This window comes from Inhella gelatinilytica (genome assembly GCF_016093295.1).
GTDB lineage: Bacteria > Pseudomonadota > Gammaproteobacteria > Burkholderiales > Burkholderiaceae_C > Inhella > Inhella gelatinilytica.
In genome coordinates this window covers 33,909-56,107 of record NZ_JAEDAL010000005.1, presented here as the reverse complement: position 1 = coordinate 56,107, position 22,199 = coordinate 33,909, and the positions used below count along the sequence as shown (strand labels likewise).

The window sequence follows — 22,199 nt, the reverse complement described above, 5'->3', positions numbered from 1 at the left end:
CAAATGGCACCAATCGCTGAAAAGTTTGACCCAAAGGCGGGCGTTCGGTTCGGGGGGTCATGGGGTGGAAGCGCGGCGCCGTTCGGTCCACCATTGATGCAAGCCATAGCCCACCCGCTGCCACTCATTGCGCAAGCGGTAGCCATAGGCGCTCAGCCGCTTCGTCCAGTGGAACTTGCGGTTTTGGGGGAGCGCGATGGTGGTTTCAACGCCCTGGTCGTGGCCGCACGGCGGCGGGGAGGCCAGTCGAATCTTCAAGTTGAGCGCCCAGCCGCGATCGAAAACATGGTCGTATGGCAGTTCCATGGGCAACAGGCGGTCCAGGTACACCTGGGCAGCGTGGCGGTTTACCAGGTAAGCGCTGGAACCCGTGCAACGCGAGAGCATGACGGCTAGCTTTGTGTGGTCGGTCAGCGTCGCGACCGACTGCGGGGTACCGGAATGCACGCCCGAGAGTTTGACCATGTCCCAGCGGCCACTCAGTCGCTCCAGAGCCGCCACGACTGCTGGTAACTCCGCCCCCAACTGGGCGTCGTCCTCCAAGACGAGGGCAAATTCATGGGGCGAGGCCAGAAAGTTTTGCATCACCTCCATGTGCGACAAGTAGCAGCCCAACTCGCCCAGGGCGGGGCGCTTGCCATGTTTGCGCGCATACGCTGCCTCTTCCAGTTGAGCCGCCTGGGCTGGACTGAGGTCGCGGGCATCAACCGCCCGTTGGCGGGTCCAAGCCAATCCCAGCGCGTCCAGTGCAGGGCCGATGCGCGCGAGCCGATCAGCGGATCGATCCAAATTGATGACCCAGGTGTGGGTGCGATGAGGCATTAAAGGTTCGTTCATTCGTGCCAGTGGTCCGCGATCCAAGCTGCGGGTTTGGCTCTGCGCCAATTGCCGTTGGAGCGCCCTGCAAGGGCGTCCGGCGGATTCATGACGCCATGAAAAATCAAGATGCGTGCACCCGTGGGAATGCGGGGGGGGCTCCACAGGTTGGACGGCCAGCGCGGAATGCAGTGGTACTTCCAACTGGCGCACCACTGTGGGTTCCAGTACTGCAACTTTCCGTGTTGATTCAGCCAATCCGAAAGAAAAGCCTGCTCATTGCGGAAGCGCCGCCGCACTTCCTCGAAATGGGTTCGGAAATAGTCCAGGAGCTCGGGATAGGCTCCGAGTTGCCAGCGGTAGACCGAACTGTTACCAGTGATACGCCACGGCCGTTTCCAATCGTGAATGATGAGAAATTCCCCCGGCGCCTCAAAGAACGGCGTGATGTCGTCAACGATCACCACGTCCAGATCCAGGAACAACGCAGTCCCTTTGAGCCCATGCAAGTCAGCCTCGAACGTGGTGAGCTTGGTCCAGCCGCGCTCCGGGCTACCTGGCGGCAGTTTGAGCTCGGGAATGGGCCGGCACTCCACTTCCGACCGGATGCCCTCGGTTCGATCGGTCAGGCAGACGAACCGGAAAGGTCCGCGCAAATGACGGGCCACCATGCCGTACAGGCGATTCACGTACTCTGGCCCATACTTGGTGCCCCACTTCATGCAAATGATGAAGCGATCTGAATCGGCGGGGTTCATAGTTCTTCGATGGGGTGAGGGGGGAAGCTGTCCCAACTCAGGCAGCCAGGGCATTGCCAAAAATAGTGGCCGGACTCAAAGCCGCAGGCCGCGCAGCGGTAGCGTGTGCGCGGTTTGACCGCACGGTCCAGCGCGTTCTGAAGGGCTGCTTGAGAGCTCCCCGCTTCGGTGGGAGCGAGCGCCAGCAGACGACGTGCGCCATCCAAGGCGGCGGGGTGGCGCATCAGATGGGCACTGAGTCGCGCCTCTTGGGCATCCGGGGCCAACGCATTGAGTGCGAGCACCAGGGCCATGCTGGGGGCCAGGGTGTACTGTGTTTCGAGGTTGGCAAGTGCCCGTGCTGTTTCCCCGGCGATGTTCGCGGCCTCAGCGTAGTGACCCGCGGCAAGGTTGAACGCATCGGGAGCCACGGTCAAGAGGGTTTCAAACAGCCCCAGGGCTTCGCTCGCTTGGCCGGACCGAAGCGAGGCTTGGCCCAACAAGAGCAGTGGGCGCGGAGCGCGCGGAGCCAGTTGGTGGGCCTGGCGCAGCAGGCCCACGGCCGCTTGAAGCGCTCCGTCAGCTTGACTTTGGAGTGCCAATTCGCACAAGTGGTGGGCTTGTCGAGTGGCAAAAGAGCCGACGCCTCGTGTTTCTAAGGCTTGCGCCATGCGCTGAGCTTGCTCCCAATCACGGCCCCGCTCGTACAGCGACAACAGGGCCAATTCAGCCTCTCCTTCAAAGGGGGTGCCCGAGAGGGCGCGATAGGCCGCCTCCGCGCGGTCGAACAGACCTGCCTTGAAGAAATCTTGGGCCAGCGCGTGCTGTGCACGGGCGCGCTCGACGGCGGGCAGGTCCCCACGCTGCATCAAGTGCTGGTGAACCCGGACCGCTCGCTCCGTTTCCCCCCGGCGACGAAACAAAGCCCCCAGGGCAAAGTGCAAATCAACGGTGTCGGGATCGTGTTGGACAGCCTCGATGAACGCATCGATGGCCTTGTCGTGCTGCTCATTCAGCAACAGATTGAGGCCTTTGAAGTAGGCGTGCGGGGCATCGCGGGGGTCCCGTTTGGCTTGTCGAAGGTCCAAGCGGGAAGCCAGCCAGCCCAGCGCAAAGGCTGCGGGAAGAATCAGCAGCAACCAGCGGAAATCAAAGTCCATCGCGGATCCCCTGGACAGTGGGGGCGGCCAGATTGCTGGGCGCTGCATCCGGCAGGGCAGACTGGCGTCGAGCCTGTGCTCGCTGTCGCCACCAGGCCGGCACCATGGCCATCACGCCCAAGGCAATGCCCGCGGCGAAACTGGCCAGCACAACGAACACCAGCGGTGTGGTCCATTCGTAGCCAAAGAACCAGTGGACCGTTACATCTTTCTTGTTGTTCAGCGAGAAGGCGAACAGCGCAAAGAAGACAAAGAGGTAGAAAAGGCGACGCAGGAATTTCATGGGCGCTGTTTAGCTTTTCGTGCGGGCCTCGACGGCTTCTCGCAGGGCTTTTCCAGGCTTGAAATGGGGCACCAGTTTTTCAGGAATCGGGACCGGCGCGCCAGTGCGCGGATTGCGTCCCATGCGAGGAGGGCGGCGGCTGACCGAAAAACTGCCGAAGCCGCGAATTTCAATGCGGTGGCCTTTGGCGAGGGCGTCGCTCATGGCGTCCAGAATGGCTTTCACCGCAAACTCCGTGTCTTTGTGAGTGATTTGCGGAAAGCGTTCGGCAAGCAGCGTGACGAGGTCGGAGCGGGTCATGGTGCGGGGCAGCAAGAAAAAGGGCTCGCGCCAGGCGAGCCCTCAAGAATAACGGGCGTTCAAGAGGAACGCCCCGGCAACTGATTAGTTGTTGCCCTTGTCCAGTTTGGCGCGCAGCAGGGCACCCAGGCTGGTGGTGCCGGCGTTCTCGCGTTCGCTGGTGGCCGACAGGGCCTTCATGGCTTCCTGTTGGTCGGCGTCGTCCTTGGCCTTGATCGACAGCTTGATCGAGCGCGACTTGCGGTCGATGTTGATGATCAGAGCGGTGACTTCGTCGCCTTCCTTCAGCACGTTGCGGGCGTCTTCCACGCGATCGCGGCTCAGTTCGCTGGCGGGCAGGTAGCCCGTCACGTCGTCAGCCAACAGCACTTCCGCGCCGCGGGCATCAACGGTTTGCACCTTGCCGTTCACCGTAGCGCCACGATCGTTCACCGAGGTGTAGTTGGTGAACGGATCGCTGTCCATTTGCTTGATGCCCAGCGAGATGCGCTCGCGCTCGACGTCGACGGCCAGCACGATGGCTTCGACTTCCTGGCCCTTCTTGAAGTTGCGCACCGCAGCTTCGCCGGTTTCGTTCCAGCTCAGGTCGCTCAGGTGCACCAGGCCGTCGATGCCGGCGGCCAGACCGATAAAGATACCGAAGTCGGTGATCGACTTGATCGGGCCCTTGACCTTGTCGCCGCGCTTGAAGTTCTCGGCGAACTCTTCCCACGGGTTGGCGCGGCACTGCTTCATGCCCAGCGAGATGCGACGCTTGTCTTCGTCGATCTCCAGCACCATCACTTCGACTTCCTGGCCCAGGGTCACCACCTTGCTGGGGGCGACGTTCTTGTTGGTCCAGTCCATTTCGGAGACGTGCACCAGGCCTTCGATGCCGGGTTCGATTTCCACGAACGCGCCGTAGTCAGCGATGTTGGTGACCTTGCCGAACAAGCGGGTGCTGTTCGGATAGCGGCGGGCCACACCCATCCAGGGATCGTCACCCAGCTGCTTGATGCCCAGCGAGACGCGGTTCTTCTCCGAGTCAAACTTCAGCACCTTGGCGGTCAGCTCTTGACCCACCGTCACCACCTCGCTCGGGTGACGGACACGGCGCCAGGCCATGTCGGTGATGTGCAGCAGGCCGTCGATGCCCCCCAGGTCCACGAACGCACCGTACTCGGTGATGTTCTTGACCACGCCCTGGACGATGGCACCTTCGCTCAGCGTTTCCAGCAGCTTGGCGCGCTCTTCGCCCATCGAAGCCTCAACCACAGCGCGACGCGACAACACGACGTTGTTGCGCTTGCGGTCCAGCTTGATGACCTTGAACTCCATGGTCTTGCCTTCGAACGGGCTCAGATCCTTGACCGGACGGGTGTCGATCAGCGAACCCGGCAGGAAGGCGCGGATGCCGTTGACCATGACGGTCAGGCCGCCCTTGACCTTGCCGCTGACGGTACCGGTCACGAAGTCGCCCGACTCCAGAGCGGTTTCCAGGCTCAGCCACGAGGCCAAACGCTTGGCCTTGTCACGGCTCAGGATGGTGTCGCCGTAGCCGTTTTCCACGGCGTCCACGGCCACCGAGACGAAGTCGCCCACTTGGACTTCGATCTCGCCCTGGTCGTTCTTGAATTCTTCGATGGGCACATAAGCCTCAGACTTGAGGCCGGCGTTCACCACCACGAAGTTGTAATCGATGCGCACCACTTCGGCGGACACGACCTCGCCCGAGCGCATGTTGGCGCGTTGGAGCGATTCTTCGAACATCGCGGCAAAGGATTCTGCTGCGAAGGCGGTTTGGGTTTGGTTCATGAAGTTTCCTTGGGTCCGCAGCCGGGCTGCGGGCGAAAACACGGGCGTGAGCCCGGAGCTGTAAAAAAGCGGCAGCCGCCCAAGCCTGGGCAACCACCGCCACGGGGGTCTCGGTCGGAGCGGGCGCTCAGGCCGGGAAGGCTTGCTTTTGTGCCCACCACTGCAGCACCTGCTCGACGCTGGCGTCGATGCTGAGGTCCGAGTTGTCGAGCAAAAAAGCGTCTTGCGCCGGCACGAGAGGCGAGCTGCTGCGGGTTTTGTCCTGCAGGTCGCGCGCTTCTAGGTCTCGAAGCAAGCCTTCCATATTAGCGGAAAAGCCCTTGGAAATCAATTGCTTATACCGGCGCTCGGCGCGTTTTTCAGCACTGGCGGTCAAGAAGACCTTGAGTGGGGCGGCCGGGAAAATGGCGGTCCCCATGTCGCGCCCATCGGCCACCAAGCCGGGGACGCGCCGGAAAGACAACTGAAGCTCATGCAGCGCCGCCCGAACGGCGGGTAGGGCCGCCACCGCAGAGGCGCCGAGTCCAATCTCCTCGGCGCGCAGGGCATCGGTGATGTCCTCGTCCTCCAGGTAGCAGCGCCCGCCACTGAAGTGCAACGCCAAACTCCGTGCCATGCTGGCGACGCGCGCCTCATCGGTCCAGGCAATGCCCGCCGCACGGGCGGCCAGCGCGGTCGCGCGGTAGAGCGCGCCGGATTCCAGCACGTGATAGCCGAGGCGTTCTGCCACGCGCTCGGTGAGGGTTCCCTTGCCCGAGGCCGTGGGGCCATCGATGCACAGCACGGGGATGTCCTCGCTGCGAGCCTGAACCAGGTCGAACAGGGTTTCGAAGTAGTCCGGGAAGGTTTTGGCTACGCAGCCGGGATCCAGAATCCTGAGCGCTTGAGGGGTGGCACCGGCAAGGGGGTGCAGGGCGGCCAGTGAAAAACACATGGCCATCCGGTGGTCGTCGTAGGTGTGGATCGCGGCGGTGCGCCAGTCCTCGGCGCGCAGGGGGTGGACTTCGAGCCAGTCCGCCCCCTCTTGCACGGTGGCCCCGAGCTTGCGCAACTCGGTCGCCATCGCCGCAATCCGATCCGTTTCTTTGACGCGCCAGGAGGCGATACCGGTCAGGCGTGTGGGGCTGTCGGCAAACAAAGCCATCACCGCCAGGGTCATGGCCGCGTCCGGGATGGCCACGCAATCCAACTCAATGCCCCGAAGGGGCCATCGCCCGCGCCGGACCGCCAGGGCGTGATCGCGCCACTCGATCTGGGCCCCCATGGCTGCGGCGGCATCGGCAAAGCGCACATCGCCCTGCAGGGCATTGCGCCCAATGCCCTCGATGACGAGCGGCGCTTCGGTGGCGGCCAGTGCACCGAGGGCGATGAAGTAGGACGCCGCGGAGGCGTCCCCCTCAACTTGCAGCCGGCCCGGACTGCGCAGTCGGCTTCCCGCTGGGATGGTGAAGCGCCGCCAGGCTTCACGCTGCACCCGGACGCCGAAGCGATCCAGCAGGGCCAGCGTGATCTCGATGTAGGGCTTGGAGATCAGCTCGCCCTCGACCTCAATCACCACATCCTGCTGCGCCACCAGGGGCAGGGTGAGCAGGAGTGCGGTCAGAAACTGGCTGGAGACATCGCCGCGCACGCGCACCGGCTGGTTCAATTGGAGCGATGCCGGGCCGCGGAGCGCCAGCGGCGGGTATCCGGGCTGCCCCAGGTCCTCGATGCGGCAGCCCAGCTCGCGCAAGGCGTCCACGAGGTCACGAATGGGGCGCTCGTGCATACGGGGCACCCCGCGCAGGACGTAGTGACCGCCATCGCGGGCGGCAAGCAGCGCCAGCGCCGCCGCCAAGGGGCGCATGGCGGTTCCGGCGTTGCCCAGGAAACAGTCGGCCTGCGACACCGGCAGGTGACCGCCCAGGCCTTGCACCGTGAGGCTGCCATCCGCGTTGCGGTGCCAAGCGCACCCCAGCGCGCGCAGCGCATCCAGCATCACCGCGGTGTCATCGGCCTCCAGCAGGTGTTCGATTCGCGTTTCGCCCTCGGCCAGCGCGGCGAGCAACAGCAAGCGATTGGAAATGCTCTTGGAGCCCGGCAGGCGCAGGGTACCGGCGGCACCTTGTAAGGGCGGCAGGTCAAGGTGGGCAATCTTCAGCATGGAGCAGGGCGCCGCAGCGCCTTCAAGGGCAGATCAGAAATGCGAGGAGGGTGTGCCGTCATCGGGATCCGTGAAGGCGGGGGTCCACTTGGCTCGAGCCTCACTCACTTGGCGAAGCAGGGTTTCCAAGGCGCCCGCGTCGCCTTCCTTGAGCCAGTGCTCCAAGCGGTCCAGAACGGAGCGGAAGCGCTGGGACTGGTGCAAGACTTCGTCGCGATTGGCCAGCAAGATGTCACGCCAAATGGCCGGATCGCTCCCGGCGATGCGGGTGAAGTCCCGGAAGCTCATGCCGGCCAGTTCCATGAACTCCCGACCGGAGGGTTGGCGCATGACCGACTGAAAATAGGCAAACGAGAGCAGGTGCGGGAAATGGCTGACGGCCGCGTACGCAGCGTCATGGTTCTCCGGCGTCATCTTGAGCACCTTGCAGCCCAAGGCGGCCCAAACACCGGCCGCCCGTTGAACCTCCGCTGCAGAGTTTTCCGGCAAGGGGGTGAGGACCACCTGCTTGCCTTGGAAGAGCAGCGCATCAGCGTTTTGCACACCGGCTTTCTCTTTCCCTGCGATGGGGTGTGCCGGGACGAACTGGCTGGCCAAGTCCCCCAGGACCTTCTGAGCCGCAATGGCGACATCAGCCTTGGTCGATCCGACGTCCATGAAGAGCGTTTGCGGCTGAATCTGAACCAGGTGGCGAATGGCGCGCAGCGTGGCCTCCGTGGCCGAAACGGGGACGGCCACGAGGACGAGGTCAGAGCCCGAGACGGCAAGCAGAGCCGATTCGGCCGCCACGTCGATCACCCCCAATTTCTTGGCAACCTCGGTGGTACTGGGGCTCTTGCTATAGCCCACCACCCGCTTGACCAACCCCGCACGCTTCAGTGCCAGGGCAAAGCTGCCGCCGATGAGGCCGCAGCCGATGATGCCCAGTTGCTGAAATTGCGGTCGATTGAGTCTTGTCATGCGGGTCAGTGCGTATCCAGGGGGAAGGTGCCCAACACCTTAAAGAAGGCGCAGTGGTCACGCAATTCTTGCAGGGCGGCGGAGACGGAGGGTTCGTCCGGGTGGCCCTGCAAGTCAATGTAAAAGAAGTACTCCCACTGGCCTCCGCTTCGCGCGGGACGGGATTCAAAGCGTGTCATGGACACGCCGTGGGTCTTGAGCGGGACAACCAGATCGTGCAACGCCCCGGGACGGTTTCGCACCGACACCACCAGTGACGTGCAGTCTCTGCCGCTGGCGCGGGGGCTGGGGTGCTGCTCCGGGTGCGTCAAGATGGCGAATCGGGTGCGGTTGTGCGCTTCATCTTGAATGGCCGGCGACACCACATGCAGACCCCATTCGGTGCCGGCGCGCAGGCTGGCGATCGCAGCCAATGTGGGGTCTTGGGCGGCTAGGCGTGCGCCCTCCGCATTGCTTGCCACGGGCCGGCGTTCCGCATGCGGGAGGTGTTGGGCCAGCCAACCTTGGCATTGCGCCAGCGCTTGTGGATGGGCGACGATGGCTTCGATGTCACGCAAGTCGTTGCGAACGCGCAGCAGGTTGTGCCGCACATTGAGGCTGGTCTCGGCCACGATGAAGAGGGGGGTGGACAACAGAAGGTCCAGGGTGCGGGCCACGCCACCCTCGGTGGAGTTCTCGATCGGGACCACACCGAAGTCGGCGGCGCCGGCCGCCGTGACGTGAAACACCTCGTCGATGCTGGCGCAAGGCACTTTGACCAGGGAAGAGCCAAAAAATCCCAGCGCGGCCTGTTCTGAGAAGGTCCCGGCAGGGCCCAAATAGGCGACCCGCGTGGGCGTTTCCAGCGCCCGACAGGCGCTCATGATTTCCCGCCAAATGGGAGAAATGGCGTCGTTCTGCAGCGGTCCGGGGTTGCCAGATTTCAAACCGGCAATCACTTTGGCTTCACGCTCGGGACGAAACACCAAGCTACCTTGTTGCTTCTTGATGTGCCCCACTTTCTGCGCCAACTGCGCACGCTGGTTCAAGAGCGACAACAGGGCCTGATCGACTTCGTCGATCTGGGTCCTCAGCCCGGCTAGGGCATCATCAAACGGTTCAGCCATGGCGACGTTCAAAGTCCTGCAGGAAATCCACCAGGGCTTGAACGCCAGAGAGTGGCATCGCGTTGTAAATCGATGCGCGACACCCTCCTTTGCTCTTGTGGCCCTTCAGTTGCATCAAGCCAGCCTGGCTCGCCTGTGCCAGGAAAGTGTCCGTCAAGCTTGATTCGCGCAGGAAGAAGGGCACGTTCATGCGTGAGCGCACACTCGGATCCACTCGATTCTCGAAGAGTGCCGAGCCATCCAGGGCGCCGTACAGCAGTGCGGCCTTATCGCGGTTTTGGGCATCCAATGCAGCCAAACCCTGCAACCCCGCGTATTGAAACCTCAATGCCCACTTAAACACCAGTCCAGCTATATAGATGGCATACGTGGGCGGGGTGTTGAACATCGATCCATCCCGCGCGACCCGTTCAAAACTGAAGGCGGTTGGACACGCCGCCAAGGGCGACTTCATCAGCGCTTTGCGCGCGTAAACCAAAGTCAACCCTGCAGGGCCGATGTTTTTCTGGGCCCCCCCAAAGGCCAGGCCGATCCTCGACCAGTCGAAGGGACGCGAGAGCTGATTGGACGAACAGTCGACCACCAGCGGCGCTGAACAACCCAGCTCGCGAAGATTGGGCAGCTCCGCAAACTCCACCCCATCAATGGTTTCGTTGGAGCACAGGTGGACGTAGTCGACGCCCTCGCGGAGGGTCCACGTGCTGGGGGCGGGAATGCTGCGATAGCCGTCTTGAACCGTGTCTGTAACGCGGTGCACATGCGCATAACGGGCGGCCTCATCCGCACTCTTGGCGGACCAAGACCCCGTGACCGCGACGTCCACCTGTCCGGTATGGGCCAGGTTCAGGGGAACGATGGCGTTCTCAGCGAGTGCCCCACCCTGCATGAACAAGATGGCGAAGTCATCGGGCACCTGGGCCAGTTGCCGCAAGTCCGATTCAGCTTGGCTGATGATGGATTGAAAGGCCGAACTGCGATGGCTCATTTCCATCACGCCCATGCCCGTGCCTTGCCAGTCGCACATCTCGGCGGCGGCTTGTTCCAGGACCGACAGTGGCAGGCAGGCCGGGCCCGCCGAAAAGTTGTAGGGGCGGGGGCTTCTCATACGCGGGCCTTCAAGGCTTGGCAGGGCTCGCAGCAGGTGCTGGGGCCTTCAGACCCAGCAAGTCAACCAACTTCTGGTCCAATTGCTTGGCTCGGGCTTCGATGGCCTTGCCCTGTTCCTGCATCACTTTTTGCGCTACTTGACCATTCAAGTCATTGCCCAGTTGCTGATAGCGCTTGACGGCCGGGGACTCCAAGAATTGGATCAATTGCTTGAGTTCCGGTTCGCTGAAGTCCGCTTCCAAGCGGGCACCGATCACCACGGCCGCGTGCTTGGTGACGCTGCTGCGGAGCACTGGCATCACGTCTTTGAAGTAGGCGCGCAACTCCTCGTCCATGGCCTTGCCCAGCGCTTCGCGCCGATCTTCGGGGACCCGGGTATGGAGAACCTGCCCTGCGTTTTGGATCAATTGCTGCACGGTGGCCTGGGCGAGCGTGGCAGCAAAAGGCTCATGGGCCGCTTTTTGCAGGGTCAGAATTTTCTGAACCATTTCCTTTTTGCCAGGGCTCGCGGGAGCCTGGGCCGCAGCCTGTGCGCTGAGTGCCAGGCACAGAACCAGCAGCCCAACCGAACGACAGGTTCGCGAGGTCATCATGCGCCGTCCCCTGTGCCCATCGATTCGTCGTCCGGTTCGGTGCCCGCATCGTTTTCGACGATTCGCTGCAAGCCACTGAGTTTGCTGCCATCGTCCAGCGCGATGAGGGTCACGCCCTGTGTGGCACGACCCAACTCACGGATCTCACTGACACGGGTGCGCACCAGAACGCCCTTGTCAGTGATCAACATGATTTCGTCCTCCGCCCGCACCAGGGTGGCGGCGACAACCTTGCCGTTGCGCTCGCTTTGTTGAATGGCGATCATGCCCTTGGTGCCGCGGCCATGGCGCGTGTATTCCACGATGCTGGTGCGCTTGCCAAAACCATTCTCGGTGGCCGTCAAGACGGACTGCGATTCGTCCTCGGCCACCAACATGGCAATGACCGACTGACCATCTTCCAGCTGCATGCCCCGGACGCCGCGTGCCTGACGGCCCATGGGGCGCACGTCGTCTTCGTCAAAGCGAACAGCTTTGCCACCGTCGCTGAACAACATGACATCGTGCCGGCCGTCGGTCAGCGCGGCCCCGATCAGGAAATCTCCCGGGTCCAAGTCAACCGCAATGATGCCGGCCTTGCGGGGGTTGCTGAAGTCCTTGAGGGCAGTTTTCTTGACGGTCCCTTGGGCCGTGCACATGAAAACGTAGTGGTCTTCGGGGAAGCTGCGGAATTCCCCCGACAGTGGCAACACCACCGAAATTTTTTCATCTTGCTGCAGCGGGAACATGTTGACGATGGGCTTGCCGCGCGAATTGCGCGAACCTTGCGGAACTTCCCACACCTTGAGCCAATACACCCGGCCGCGGTCGCTGAAGCACAAGATCCAGTCATGGGTGTTGGCAATGAAGAGCTGGTCGATCCAGTCATCTTCCTTCGTCGCCGTGGCTTGCTTGCCGCGCCCGCCGCGGCGCTGGGCGCGGTACTCGCTCAGCGCTTGGCTCTTGATGTAGCCGGTGTGCGAGAGCGTCACGACCATGTCGGTCGGGGTGATCAAGTCTTCCGTACCCAGTTCTTGGGCATTGCGTTCAATCACCGAACGCCGTTCACCCACTTTGGTTTGGCCAAACTCGGCGCGCAGGGTGCGCAATTCATCGCCAATGATGGTGGTGACGCGCTGCGGCTTGGACAGGATGTCCAGCAGGTCCGCGATCTGGGCCATCACATCCTTGTACTCGCCGACGATCTTGTCTTGCTCCAGTCCCGTCAGACGCTGCAGGCGCATCTGCAGAATTTCGCCGGCTTGGGTCTCCGACAGCGCATAGAGGCCGTCGCTCTGCAGGCCGAATTGGGCTTCCAGGCCGTCTGGGCGATAGGCCTGAGCTCCCCCGGTGTTGTCGGCGTTGGCGCGCACCAGCATTTCGCGCACCAGTGCCGAATCCCATCGGCGGGTCATCAGCTCGGCCTTGGCGACGGGCGGTGTGGGCGAGTTCTTGATGATCTGGATGAACTCGTCAATGTTGGCCAGCGCAACCGCAAGGCCTTCCAACACGTGGCCGCGTTCGCGCGCTTTGCGCAACTCGAACACCGTGCGGCGGGTGACCACTTCCCGCCGGTGCTCCAAAAAGACCGAGATCAGGTCTTTTAGGTTGCACAGTTTGGGCTGGCCATCCACCAGGGCCACCATGTTCATGCCGAAACTGTCTTGTAGTTGGGTCTGCTTGTACAGGTTATTCAGCACCACCTCGGGCACTTCGCCGCGCTTGAGTTCAATGACCACGCGCATGCCGGATTTGTCCGACTCGTCTTGAATGTGCGAGATGCCTTCGAGCTTCTTTTCCTGGACCAACTCGGCGATCCGCTCAAGCAAGGTCTTCTTGTTGACCTGATACGGGATCTCATCAACGATGATGGCCTGACGTTGCCCGCGGTCGATGTCTTCGAAGTGCACTTTGGCGCGCATCACCACGCGGCCGCGACCAGTGCGGTAGCCCTCGCGGACCCCTTCAAGGCCGTAAATGATGCCGGCGGTGGGGAAGTCCGGGGCCGGAATAAAACCCATCAACTCGTCGATGGAGGCCTCGGGCTGCGCCAGGAGGTGTAAGCAAGCGTCCACCACTTCGTTCAAGTTGTGCGGCGGAATATTGGTGGCCATGCCCACGGCGATACCGGCGGATCCATTGACCAGCAAATTGGGCAAACGGGTCGGCAAAACCAGCGGCTCTTTTTCAGAGCCGTCGTAGTTCGGGCCGAAATCAACCGTTTCCTTGTCGATATCAGCCAGCATTTCATGCGCGATTTTCGACAGTCGAATTTCCGTGTAACGCATGGCGGCGGCGTTATCGCCGTCCACGGAGCCGAAATTCCCTTGCCCGTCGACCAGCATGTGGCGCAGGCTGAAATCCTGCGCCATGCGCACAATGGTGTCGTACACCGCGCTGTCGCCGTGCGGGTGGTATTTACCAATCACATCACCCACGATACGGGCTGATTTCTTGTACGGCCGGTTCCAATCGTTGTTCAGCTCATGCATCGCAAAGAGCACACGGCGATGCACGGGCTTCAGGCCATCACGGGCGTCGGGGAGGGCCCGTCCCACGATCACGCTCATGGCGTAATCCAAGTAGGAACGGCGCATTTCCTCTTCGAGGCTGACGGGCAGAGTTTCTTTGGCGAATTGAGACGTCATTCGGCGCGTTTTCCAACACCCACCGCGGCAACGCCGGATCGGGGGCAATTGAGGTCAAAAGAGCCGACGATTTTATGGGGTGAAGGCTGTCGTTACTCTGCAACAAGGCCGGCCGGCGCTTTGAGGGCCCCGCCACAATGCTTGCTGGAATGTCGTGGGGCTGTTTTCTCGCAAAATGGCTTCGCGGCGAACCGCATAGATTGGCTGACCCATCCGTGAGCAGGCAACTGCGACCCTCGAGAGGAGAACGAATGAAGAAATTGACCCGTGTGGCCTCGCTGCTGGCTTTGGCCGCAATGGCCCAAGTCGGCGTGCAAGCGCAGACGAACGACAACTGGATGAACGGCGATGGCAAGCTGGTCTGGCTGAATGGCACCAGTGAGCACTGCTGGCGTAACAATTTCTGGACGCCGGCGACGGCGGCCAAGAATCTCGACAGCCTGAAGGGCGCGAAGGGTTTTGCCAATGCCTCGTGCGACGGCGCATTGCTGCCGCCGCCGCCCCCGCCCAAGCCGGCACCGAAGGTCGAGCCGCCCAAGGCGGTCACACCGCCGCCGCCGCCGGCCCCGCCCAAGCCCATCATTGAAAAGGTGACCTACGCGGCCGATGCCTTCTTTGACGTGGACAAGTCGGTTCTGAAGCCGGAAGCCAAGACCAAGCTGGACGATTTGGCCTCCAAGGTGGGCTCGATCAACCTCGAAGTGATCATTGCCGTGGGTCACACGGACAGTGATGGCTCGGACGCCTACAACCAGAAGCTCTCGGTGCGTCGTGCTGAGGCGGTGAAGGCTTACTTGGTGACCAAGGGTATTGATGCCAACCGCATCTATACCGAAGGCAAGGGCGAGAAGAGCCCGGTTGCCGACAACAAGACCAAGGAAGGCAAGGCCAAGAACCGCCGGACCGAAATCGAAGTGGTTGGTACCCGCACGGTACAGCCCAAGAAGTAATCCTTCGGCCTTCGATCAAAACCCCGCCTCGGCGGGGTTTTTTCATTGTCGGGATTAGTACTTGGCCTCGCGCTGGCAATAAAAAAGCGCCTCCCGTGAGAGGCGCTTTCATGAGGAGGCGCAGGGCGCTTAGACGCGCTTCTTGTACTCGTGCGTCCGGGTGTCGATTTCAATCTTGTCGCCTGACTCGACGAACAACGGCACCGAAATTTCGAAACCCGTGCCCACCACGCGAGCCGGCTTCATAACTTTGCCCGAGGTGTCGCCCTTGACGGCCGGCTCGGTTTCAATTTCGCGCACGATGGTGGTCGGCAATTCGACCGAAATGGCCTTGCCGTCGTAGAACACCACTTCCACTTCCATGCTGTCCTGCAGGTAGTTCACCGAGTCGCCCATGTTCTCGGCTTCCACCTCGAACTGGTTGTATTCGGCGTCCATGAAGACATACATCGGGTCGGCGAAATAGGTGTAGGTGCAGTCCTTCTTGTCCAGAATGATCTGGTCCATCTTGTCGTCGGCCTTGAACACAACTTCGGCGCCTGAGCCGTTCAGCAGGTTCTTCATCTTCATGCGCACCGTGGCAGCGCCACGGCCGCCGCGGCTGTATTCGGTTTTCAGCACGACCATCGGGTCCTTGCCTTGCATGATGACGTTGCCGGCGCGGATTTCTTGGGCGAGTTTCATGGTGTGAGTTGGGCGCAGTTGGGCCGGATCAAATGCCGGCGGGTGGGCGCCCAGTGGTTCCGCGGTCAGCCGCGCAAGGCCAGTGACGGGCGCAAAGCCCTATATTCTATCCTTGAACCGCTTCCATCAGTTGGGTGCACAGGTCTTTTTGTCCGAGCAATTGCTCACGCAAGACGCGATGCCAAGGCGTTGCCCAAGGGCTCAATGCGACCGGTCCAAGCGTGTCGAGGGGAATCAGGCCATTCCAGCCTCGCCAAAGCGTGCGCCACGCTTCGGTGACGGCCCCCCCAGGCCACAAGCGCATGAAGGCTTCCAATTTGGCATCGTGGGCCCCATCGTCCTGGCGGTAGATGTGCCAGAGGAAGGGCTTGTTGGCCCAAATCGCCCGAACCAGCGAGTCTTCTCCCCGCACAACATTGAGGTCGCAACTCCACAGTAAGGCGTCGTAGTCTTCTTGACTCAACCATGGCAGACGTCGCACCGTAACGTGGCTGGGCACCTGGGTGGGTGCGACCGTATTCCCACACACCAAGACCGTGACCGGGGCGCCCGCGGTGGATATCTGCAACTGCCCAATCAGCCAATCGACCGGTGCATGGGGATAGCAAAACAGGCTGATGAGGGGTTGACTGGGTGTCAGCGGCACGCCCAGACGGCGCCAAAAGGCAGCGTTTTGATGGCGTCGCTGTTGCTCCAACAAATCCAACTCCCGCAAGAGTCCACCTGTCTTGGTCGTGAAGCCGGGATACCAAAAGATCTTGGTCATGCCTTGTGCCGGCCCGAAGCCAACTGGCGACGGCAAGCCGTGACTTCGTTCGACGTAGGGTTCCGCACTCAGGTATTCCAGATTGAACCAATGCGTACTGGCGCCGGGCAACTGACGCTTCACGCACTCCGGTAGCTCGCAGCCGAAAGCTTCAATGACCACTTCGCCGGGTCCACCGCTTGGAAACCAGTCAGAGTCTGGCCAGGGATGGACCTCAAGGCCGGATGGGCAGTGAGGCGCCATCCAGGACAACGCGCGGGCATCGTCCAACCACAAGCGGGCCCATTGGCCGCGACGGACCAAGTCCCGGCACAGGCGCCAGCAGACGCCCACATCGCCGTGGTTGTCGATGACGCGGCAAAAAATATCCCAGCGCTTGGATGCCATGACGACATTGTCGGCGCCTCATTCCTCGCACATGGGGCAAGGCAGACAATGCGGGCACCATGGACACAAACAGCGGTGAAAAGTCCCTCGCAGATGCCTCTCTAGTGGGTCAGCACGCGCTGGAGAGTTGGGCGGTAAGCCGGGCAGAGCGCGAGGCCCAGGAGGCGGAGCGTACAGCCGCCTTGGAAGCTGCGGCGCGGCCCGCCAGAGAACGGTTGCTGCTGGAGGTGGCGGCATTGCCGCAACTCCCTGGCGTGTATCGCTTCTTCGATGCGCAAGACCAAGTGCTGTACGTGGGCAAAGCGAAGTTATTGCGTCGCCGGGTGAGTAGCTATTTTCAGCGCGACCATCGAGGCACTCGCATTGGTCTGATGGTGGCGCGTGTGGTTCGGTTGGAGACCACGGTCGTGCGCACCGAAGGCGAGGCTCTGCTCCTGGAAAACACCTTGATCAAGGCGTTGAACCCACGGTTCAACATCTTGTTTCGGGATGACAAAAGCTACCCCTATCTTCGATTTTCCAGTGAGCCGTTCGCGCGCATCAGCTATTACCGGGGGGCCGTTGACCGGCGGGGGCAGTACTTTGGGCCCTATCCGAATGCGCATGCCGTGCGCCAAACTTTGGAGCTGCTGCAGCGAGTCTTTCAACTCAGAACTTGTGAGGAGGCGGTATATCGCCACCGAACCCGTCCTTGCTTGCTGCATCAGATCAAACGGTGCACCGCACCCTGCGTCGGCTTGATTGACGAGGCGACGTACAAAGCGGACGTACAGCGTGCCGCGGATTTTTTGCGTGGCGAGACTGACGCCGTGATGCGTGGGCTGCAAGAGCAGATGGCCGAGCACGCAAGGAACTGGGCCTACGAGCAGGCGGCAGAGGTTCGAGACCGCATCGCAGCGCTGTCGCAAGTCTTGCAACAGCAAGCGGTCGAGGCCAACAGCGCGGTGGACACCGGACGGGATGTCGATGTGGTGGCGGTCCGAGTTCAGGGCGGCCGAGCCTGCGTGAATTTGGCCATGGTGCGGGGGGGACGGCATTTGGGGGATCGAGCGTTCTTCCCTGTCCATGCGGAGATGTCCGCTTCCGGGCTGGATGGCGAAGACGATGGGGACGCGACGCGATCGCCGGAGCAGCAGGTGCTGGAGGCATTCTTGGCGCAGCATTACCTGGGGGGGGCGATCCCTCACAGTGTGCTGGTGAGTCACGACGTGGGGGTGGCCCTGGGTGAGGCGTTGTCGACGCAGGCTGGTCGGCAAGTGGATGTGCAAGCGCAACCGCGTGGGGCTCGGCGGGTTTGGCTGGACATGTGTGAGCAAGGGGCGGATTTGGCGCTGGCTCGATTGCTGGCAGAGGAGGGCAGCCAACAAGCACGGACCCGCGCCCTGGTCGATGTTCTGGGTTTGGATCTGGCGGAGTTGGCTGCTTTTCGGGTGGAATGTTTCGACATCAGCCATACGGCCGGGGAGGCCACGGTGGCGTCCTGCGTTGTGTACGAGCAGCACGCCATGCAGCCCTCTCAATATCGCCGATACAACATTGAGGGCATCACCGGGGGGGATGACTACGCGGCGATGCGGCAGGTCTTGCAAAGGCGCTATGCCAAGCTGGCCGATCAACCGGCTGCCAGTTGGCCGGATGTGGTTTTGATCGACGGGGGGAAAGGGCAAGTTGGCGTGGCGCGGGAGGTCTTTGAGACTTTGGGCTTGGAGTTGTCTCGCCTCGTTGGCGTCGAGAAGGGGCTGGGACGAAAGGTCGGTCTTGAAGAGCTTGTGTTTGCCGATGGACGCGAAAAACTCACCCTGGACCCCACCTCCGGCGCACTCATGCTGGTGGCGGAAATTCGCGATGAAGCCCATCGTTTCGCCATTACCGGCATGCGGGCACGTCGAGCCAGTGCCCGGGTGCGTCAATCGCGCCTAGAGGACGTGCCCGGCGTGGGCCCGCGCAAACGGGCCGCTTTGCTGCAGCGCTTCGGGGGGCTCAAAGGCGTTCAGGGGGCCAGCGTCGAAGAGTTGTGTACGGTAAAAGGTATTTCCAAAGAGTTGGCGCAGGAGATCTATCGTGCATTCCGCTGACTTGTGGCGCCGCGCCCTGGGGCTCTCTTGGGTCGTCCTGGTACTGGCGGGGTGCGCCTCCCACTCGCCATCGCTGAAGCCTGTCGTCACGCCGGAGACAGAGGCGGAGCCGTCCAGCGCGCGGCCTGCAATCTCAAGACCCGTGGAGCCCAAAAAGGTGGGGCCCCGCTTGCCAGCGCCAGAGGCGGTGCGCACCCGCGCCGAGTTGCAGCGACAAGTGGCGCAGCGCTTGATAGCCGCCAATCCAGGGCAGACCTACACCCACAAAGCACCGCCCGTTCTCTTGGCGGTTCCCGTTTTTCGGGTGGATTTGAATGCTGATGGCAGCATCCGCCGCATCGAAGTCTTGCGGGAGCCGCGGCAAGCACCGGAAACCATTCAGTTGGCGCGAGAAGCCATTGAGCGTGCGGCCCCGTTTGGCAACGTGAAAGCATTGCCTTCGCCTTGGTTTTTCACCGAGTCGTTTCTTTTCGACGACGCTCGGCGTTTCAAGCCTCGAAGCTTGGAGTGAGGGGACGCACAATTCGCCCATGTTTTTCACCATCCCCACGCTGCTGACTTGGGCTCGGATCGTGGCCATCCCCGTGATCGTGGGCGTCTTTCATGCGCCCTTGACCCCGGAGGTCCAGAACCTGGTGGCCACGTCCCTTTTTGCGGCCGTCGCGATCACCGACTGGTTGGACGGCTACCTTGCCCGCAAGCTGAACCAGGCCTCCTCTTTTGGGGCTTTTTTGGATCCGGTGGCCGATAAGTTCTTGGTGTGTGCCTCGCTCCTGGTGCTTATTGATTTACAGCGACTGGGGAGTTGGGGGGCGTTGATGGCTCTGGTGATCATCGGCCGAGAAATTGCCATCTCGGCGTTGCGGGAATGGATGGCGCAAATCGGCGCATCGGGTAGCGTCGCGGTCCACATGGTTGGCAAGCTCAAAACAACGGCCCAACTCGTTGCCATTCCGTTCTTGCTGTACGACGGTCACCTGTTCGGCGTGATCGATACCCATCTGTGGGGCATGGTGCTGCTGGTGGCGGCGGTGATCCTCACGGTTTGGAGCATGGTTTACTACTTGCGCAAGGCCTTGCCTGAAATTCGCGCGCGAGCTGGCTAGAATCCGCGCCCCATGCCCACATTGAGCACAGGGCACCATCGGTTTTGGATCTTTCGAATTCGCCATAAGGGGGCGTTGGAATGAACAAGTCGGAAATGATTGAGCACATCGCCAAGCAAGCCGGGCTGTCCAAGGCGGACGCGCAGCGCGCACTGGAGGCGCTCATCGGTGGCATCAAGACGACCCTCAAGAAAAACGGTACGGTATCGTTGCTGGGTTTTGGCAGTTTTGGCGTGACCAAACGCGCCGCGCGCACGGGGCGCAACCCGCGCACCGGCGATGCCATCAAGATCAAGGCGGCCAAGCTGCCCAAGTTCCGTCCAGGCAAGGCCTTGAAGGACGCAATCAAGTAAGAGTCTCTGTCGGGTGCTTAGCTCAGTTGGTAGAGCGGCGCCCTTACAAGGCGTAGGTCAGCGGTTCGAGCCCGTTAGCACCCACCACCGACAGCGCGAGCAAGCCCGGGGCCGCGCCTTAAAATGCCCCGGTCGACTTTCAGGCGAACCTTGGTTCGCCTTTTGTTTGTTTGCGAGCCGTTTGAGGACGCTGCATGTTTGAGTTTGTTCGTACCCATCAGCGCTGGCTTCAAGCCATCTTGTTGTTGCTGATCCTGCCCTCGTTTGTTGCGCTGGGTGTTCAGGGCTATTCGAGCTTTGCGGACGGAGTGGCAACCAAGGTGGCCTCAGTCGATGGCCGCTCAGTCACCCAAGGTGAATGGGATTCGGCCGTTCGAGAACAGGCGGAACGGGTGCGCCGAGAAAATCCGCAAGTGGATGCCAAGTTGCTGGATACACCGGAGGCCAAGCGACAAGCGCTGGAAAATTTGGTGACGCAGCGGGTGATTGCTTCGTCCATCGTGAATCAGCATCTTGAGATCGCCGATGCTCGCGTGCAGTCGGTGTTCTCCCGGTCTCCGTCCCTGGCCATGTTGCGCACGCCGGAGGGCAAGCCGAATCGTGCTCTGTTGGCGGCGCAAGGCATGACGGCAGAAAGTTTTGCTGAACGCCTACGCTATGACTTGGCACAGCAGCAAGCCATGGCCCCCGGTCAAATGGTGCCCACTTCGCTGACCGCAGCCGCCAAACTGGCCTTTGATGCGGTCTTGCAGGAACGGGAGGTCAATGTGTTGCGCCTGGAGCCGTCGGCGTTCCGAGACCAGGTTCTCGTGCAAGACGACGAGGTGCGCAAGCACTACCAACTGCCTGAAACGCAAAAGCGTTGGCAGCAGGCCGAACGGGCCCGGATCGAATATTTGGTCCTCGATTTGGAGGCTTTGCGGGGCAAAGTCCAGGTGTCTGAGGATGATTTGAAGGCGTTCTACGAGCAGAACAAACAGCGTTACGGCACGGCACAAGAGCGGCGTGCGCGTCACATACTGATCAAGCTGGAGCCGAAGGCCGACGCTGCGGCGGAGAAAGCGGCTCGCGCGCAGCTGGAGGCACTGCAGGACACGCTGCGCAAGGATCCCAAGCAGTTTGCTGAATTGGCCCGCAAGCACTCTCAAGATGAAGTGTCCGCGGCCAATGGGGGCGATCTGGATTTCTTCGCCCGTGAAGCAATGGTCAAACCGTTCGCTGACGCGGCGTTTGCCTTGAAGGTGGGTGAACTGAGCCCCATCATTCGGAGCGACTTTGGGCTGCACCTGATTCAGCTGGAAGCCATTCGCGGGGGAGACGTGCGCAAGTTTGACGACGTGCGTGCCGAGATCGAGACCGAACAACGCACGGAGCTGGCCCGCAAGCGCTATCAAGAACTCTCTGAGCAATTTAGCAATTCGGTGTACGAGCAGGCGGACTCCCTGCAGCCCATTGCCGAGAAGCTGGGCCTCAAGGTGGCCACGGCGGAGGTGATGCGCAAAGCCCAGGGCGGCGCCTCGGGTCCGCTGGGTTCGAGCAAATTGCTGGAAGCGGTGTTCGCGGAAGATTCAGTGCGGCACAAGCGCAACACCGAGGCCGTTGAGACTGCGCCGCAGCAACTGGTGTCTGCGCGCATCGTGGAGCACTTCCCTGCGGCGGCCCCCGATTTTGAGCGCGTCAAAGATGCGGTGAAAGAACAGCTCGTGCTGGAGCGCGCTGCGGCTCTCGCCAAAAAATCCGGCGAGGAACAACTCAAGGCTTTGGCTGCCGACCCCGACAAGGCCGGAGCGGGCGCGGGGTGGACGGGGGCGCGCAAGGTCTCGCGGGGTGCCGCCTCAGGCATGCCGCGTGACATGCTTGAGCGCATCCTTCGTGCCGACGGCAGCAAGCTGCCGGCCGTCTTGGGGATTGATCTGGGTGCGGGTGGATATGCCTTGGTCAAGCTGACCCAAATTTCAGCGCCGGACGCCCAAGTGGTGCCACCGACCCAAGCCGCCATCGAATTTGGCAAGGCACTGGGCGCGGCCGAGTCGGCCGCTTACTTGGAGGCACTCAAGCGCCAGTACAAGGCCAAAATTTTGGTCGATCAAAAGAGTGAGGGCTCTAGCAAGTAATTTATTGCTATACTGTCAGGCTTTCGACGGTGGCTGTAGCTCAGTTGGTAGAGTCCAGGATTGTGATTCCTGTCGTCGTGGGTTCGAGTCCCATCAGCCACCCCATCAAAACCCGTTGGTCCTCAACGGGTTTTTTGT

The 22,199-nt window shown here is 61.8% G+C and carries 20 protein-coding genes and 2 tRNA genes; 8 read left to right on the top strand and 14 right to left on the bottom strand.

Features of this window, described 5'->3' with window-relative positions; all coding sequences use genetic code 11:
• Nucleotides 1-57 precede the first annotated feature (57 nt).
• The 12 genes from I7X43_RS11025 to gyrA form a co-directional block, all read right to left on the bottom strand.
• The gene (locus tag I7X43_RS11025) at nucleotides 58-837 is read right to left on the bottom strand and encodes a glycosyltransferase family 25 protein (protein WP_198101000.1); all 780 of its coding nucleotides are present in this window, start codon (nucleotides 835-837) and stop codon (nucleotides 58-60) included.
• Entirely contained in the window at nucleotides 834-1,574 is a 741-nt protein-coding gene (locus I7X43_RS11020; protein ID WP_198100999.1) for a glycosyltransferase, read from the bottom strand. Before I7X43_RS11020 ends, I7X43_RS11025 begins: the two co-directional genes overlap by 4 nt.
• Nucleotides 1,571-2,713, bottom strand: a complete 1,143-nt coding sequence (locus I7X43_RS11015; protein ID WP_198100998.1) for a lipopolysaccharide assembly protein LapB — start codon at nucleotides 2,711-2,713, stop codon at nucleotides 1,571-1,573. The genes I7X43_RS11020 and I7X43_RS11015 overlap by 4 nt, the downstream gene beginning before the upstream one ends.
• Nucleotides 2,703-2,996, bottom strand: coding sequence for a LapA family protein (locus I7X43_RS11010; protein ID WP_198100997.1), 294 nt, complete (start codon nucleotides 2,994-2,996; stop codon nucleotides 2,703-2,705). The genes I7X43_RS11015 and I7X43_RS11010 overlap by 11 nt, the downstream gene beginning before the upstream one ends.
• A gap of 9 nt (nucleotides 2,997-3,005) precedes the next feature.
• Nucleotides 3,006-3,296, bottom strand: coding sequence for an integration host factor subunit beta (locus I7X43_RS11005; protein WP_198100996.1), 291 nt, complete (start codon nucleotides 3,294-3,296; stop codon nucleotides 3,006-3,008).
• Between the two features lie 84 nt (nucleotides 3,297-3,380).
• On the bottom strand, nucleotides 3,381-5,090 hold the full coding sequence (rpsA, locus tag I7X43_RS11000) for a 30S ribosomal protein S1 (RefSeq protein ID WP_198100995.1): 1,710 nt from the start codon (nucleotides 5,088-5,090) through the stop codon (nucleotides 3,381-3,383).
• Between the two features lie 127 nt (nucleotides 5,091-5,217).
• The gene (locus I7X43_RS10995; RefSeq protein ID WP_198100994.1) at nucleotides 5,218-7,233 is read right to left on the bottom strand and encodes a bifunctional 3-phosphoshikimate 1-carboxyvinyltransferase/cytidylate kinase; all 2,016 of its coding nucleotides are present in this window, start codon (nucleotides 7,231-7,233) and stop codon (nucleotides 5,218-5,220) included.
• Between the two features lie 33 nt (nucleotides 7,234-7,266).
• Nucleotides 7,267-8,193, bottom strand: coding sequence for a prephenate dehydrogenase (locus I7X43_RS10990; protein WP_198100993.1), 927 nt, complete (start codon nucleotides 8,191-8,193; stop codon nucleotides 7,267-7,269).
• 5 nt (nucleotides 8,194-8,198) lie between these two features.
• Nucleotides 8,199-9,299 (bottom strand): prephenate dehydratase, encoded by a 1,101-nt coding sequence (pheA, locus tag I7X43_RS10985; RefSeq protein WP_198100992.1) that lies wholly within the window; start codon nucleotides 9,297-9,299, stop codon nucleotides 8,199-8,201.
• Complete coding sequence (gene serC, locus I7X43_RS10980) at nucleotides 9,292-10,404, bottom strand: 3-phosphoserine/phosphohydroxythreonine transaminase (RefSeq protein ID WP_198100991.1); 1,113 nt, start codon at nucleotides 10,402-10,404, stop codon at nucleotides 9,292-9,294. The genes pheA and serC overlap by 8 nt, the downstream gene beginning before the upstream one ends.
• Before the next feature lie 10 nt (nucleotides 10,405-10,414).
• The gene (locus I7X43_RS10975) at nucleotides 10,415-10,999 is read right to left on the bottom strand and encodes a DUF2059 domain-containing protein (RefSeq protein WP_198100990.1); all 585 of its coding nucleotides are present in this window, start codon (nucleotides 10,997-10,999) and stop codon (nucleotides 10,415-10,417) included.
• Nucleotides 10,996-13,626, bottom strand: coding sequence for a DNA gyrase subunit A (gene gyrA / locus I7X43_RS10970; protein ID WP_198100989.1), 2,631 nt, complete (start codon nucleotides 13,624-13,626; stop codon nucleotides 10,996-10,998). The genes I7X43_RS10975 and gyrA overlap by 4 nt, the downstream gene beginning before the upstream one ends.
• A 251-nt stretch (nucleotides 13,627-13,877) precedes the next feature.
• On the opposite strand from gyrA, the gene ompA reads away from it, so the two are divergent.
• Complete coding sequence (gene ompA, locus I7X43_RS10965; protein WP_198100988.1) at nucleotides 13,878-14,576, top strand: outer membrane protein OmpA; 699 nt, start codon at nucleotides 13,878-13,880, stop codon at nucleotides 14,574-14,576.
• Between the two features lie 129 nt (nucleotides 14,577-14,705).
• On the opposite strand, the gene efp is transcribed toward ompA, so the two are convergent.
• Both efp and earP read right to left on the bottom strand, forming a co-directional pair.
• Nucleotides 14,706-15,260 (bottom strand): elongation factor P, encoded by a 555-nt coding sequence (gene efp, locus I7X43_RS10960; protein ID WP_198100987.1) that lies wholly within the window; start codon nucleotides 15,258-15,260, stop codon nucleotides 14,706-14,708.
• A 106-nt stretch (nucleotides 15,261-15,366) separates the two neighbouring features.
• Complete coding sequence (gene earP, locus I7X43_RS10955; RefSeq protein ID WP_198100986.1) at nucleotides 15,367-16,413, bottom strand: elongation factor P maturation arginine rhamnosyltransferase EarP; 1,047 nt, start codon at nucleotides 16,411-16,413, stop codon at nucleotides 15,367-15,369.
• A 59-nt stretch (nucleotides 16,414-16,472) separates the two neighbouring features.
• Here earP and uvrC point away from each other — a divergent pair, with 59 nt between their 5' ends.
• The 7 genes from uvrC (at nucleotide 16,473) to I7X43_RS10920 (ending at nucleotide 22,166) form a co-directional block, all read left to right on the top strand.
• Nucleotides 16,473-18,488 carry an excinuclease ABC subunit UvrC gene (gene uvrC, locus I7X43_RS10950; protein WP_198100985.1) on the top strand — a complete coding sequence of 672 codons (2,016 nt, stop codon included), beginning with the start codon at nucleotides 16,473-16,475 and terminating at the stop codon, nucleotides 18,486-18,488.
• 142 nt (nucleotides 18,489-18,630) lie between these two features.
• On the top strand, nucleotides 18,631-18,999 hold the full coding sequence (locus I7X43_RS10945) for a hypothetical protein (protein WP_246480358.1): 369 nt from the start codon (nucleotides 18,631-18,633) through the stop codon (nucleotides 18,997-18,999).
• A 19-nt stretch (nucleotides 19,000-19,018) separates the two neighbouring features.
• Nucleotides 19,019-19,594, top strand: coding sequence for a CDP-diacylglycerol--glycerol-3-phosphate 3-phosphatidyltransferase (gene pgsA, locus I7X43_RS10940; RefSeq protein ID WP_198100984.1), 576 nt, complete (start codon nucleotides 19,019-19,021; stop codon nucleotides 19,592-19,594).
• A gap of 80 nt (nucleotides 19,595-19,674) precedes the next feature.
• Nucleotides 19,675-19,947, top strand: a complete 273-nt coding sequence (locus I7X43_RS10935) for an HU family DNA-binding protein (protein ID WP_198100983.1) — start codon at nucleotides 19,675-19,677, stop codon at nucleotides 19,945-19,947.
• A gap of 11 nt (nucleotides 19,948-19,958) precedes the next feature.
• Nucleotides 19,959-20,034, top strand: a tRNA-Val gene (locus I7X43_RS10930).
• 107 nt (nucleotides 20,035-20,141) lie between these two features.
• Nucleotides 20,142-22,061, top strand: coding sequence for a peptidylprolyl isomerase (locus I7X43_RS10925; protein WP_198100982.1), 1,920 nt, complete (start codon nucleotides 20,142-20,144; stop codon nucleotides 22,059-22,061).
• A gap of 29 nt (nucleotides 22,062-22,090) precedes the next feature.
• Nucleotides 22,091-22,166: transfer RNA gene (locus I7X43_RS10920), tRNA-His, on the top strand.
• The last annotated feature ends 33 nt before the right edge of the window (nucleotides 22,167-22,199 follow it).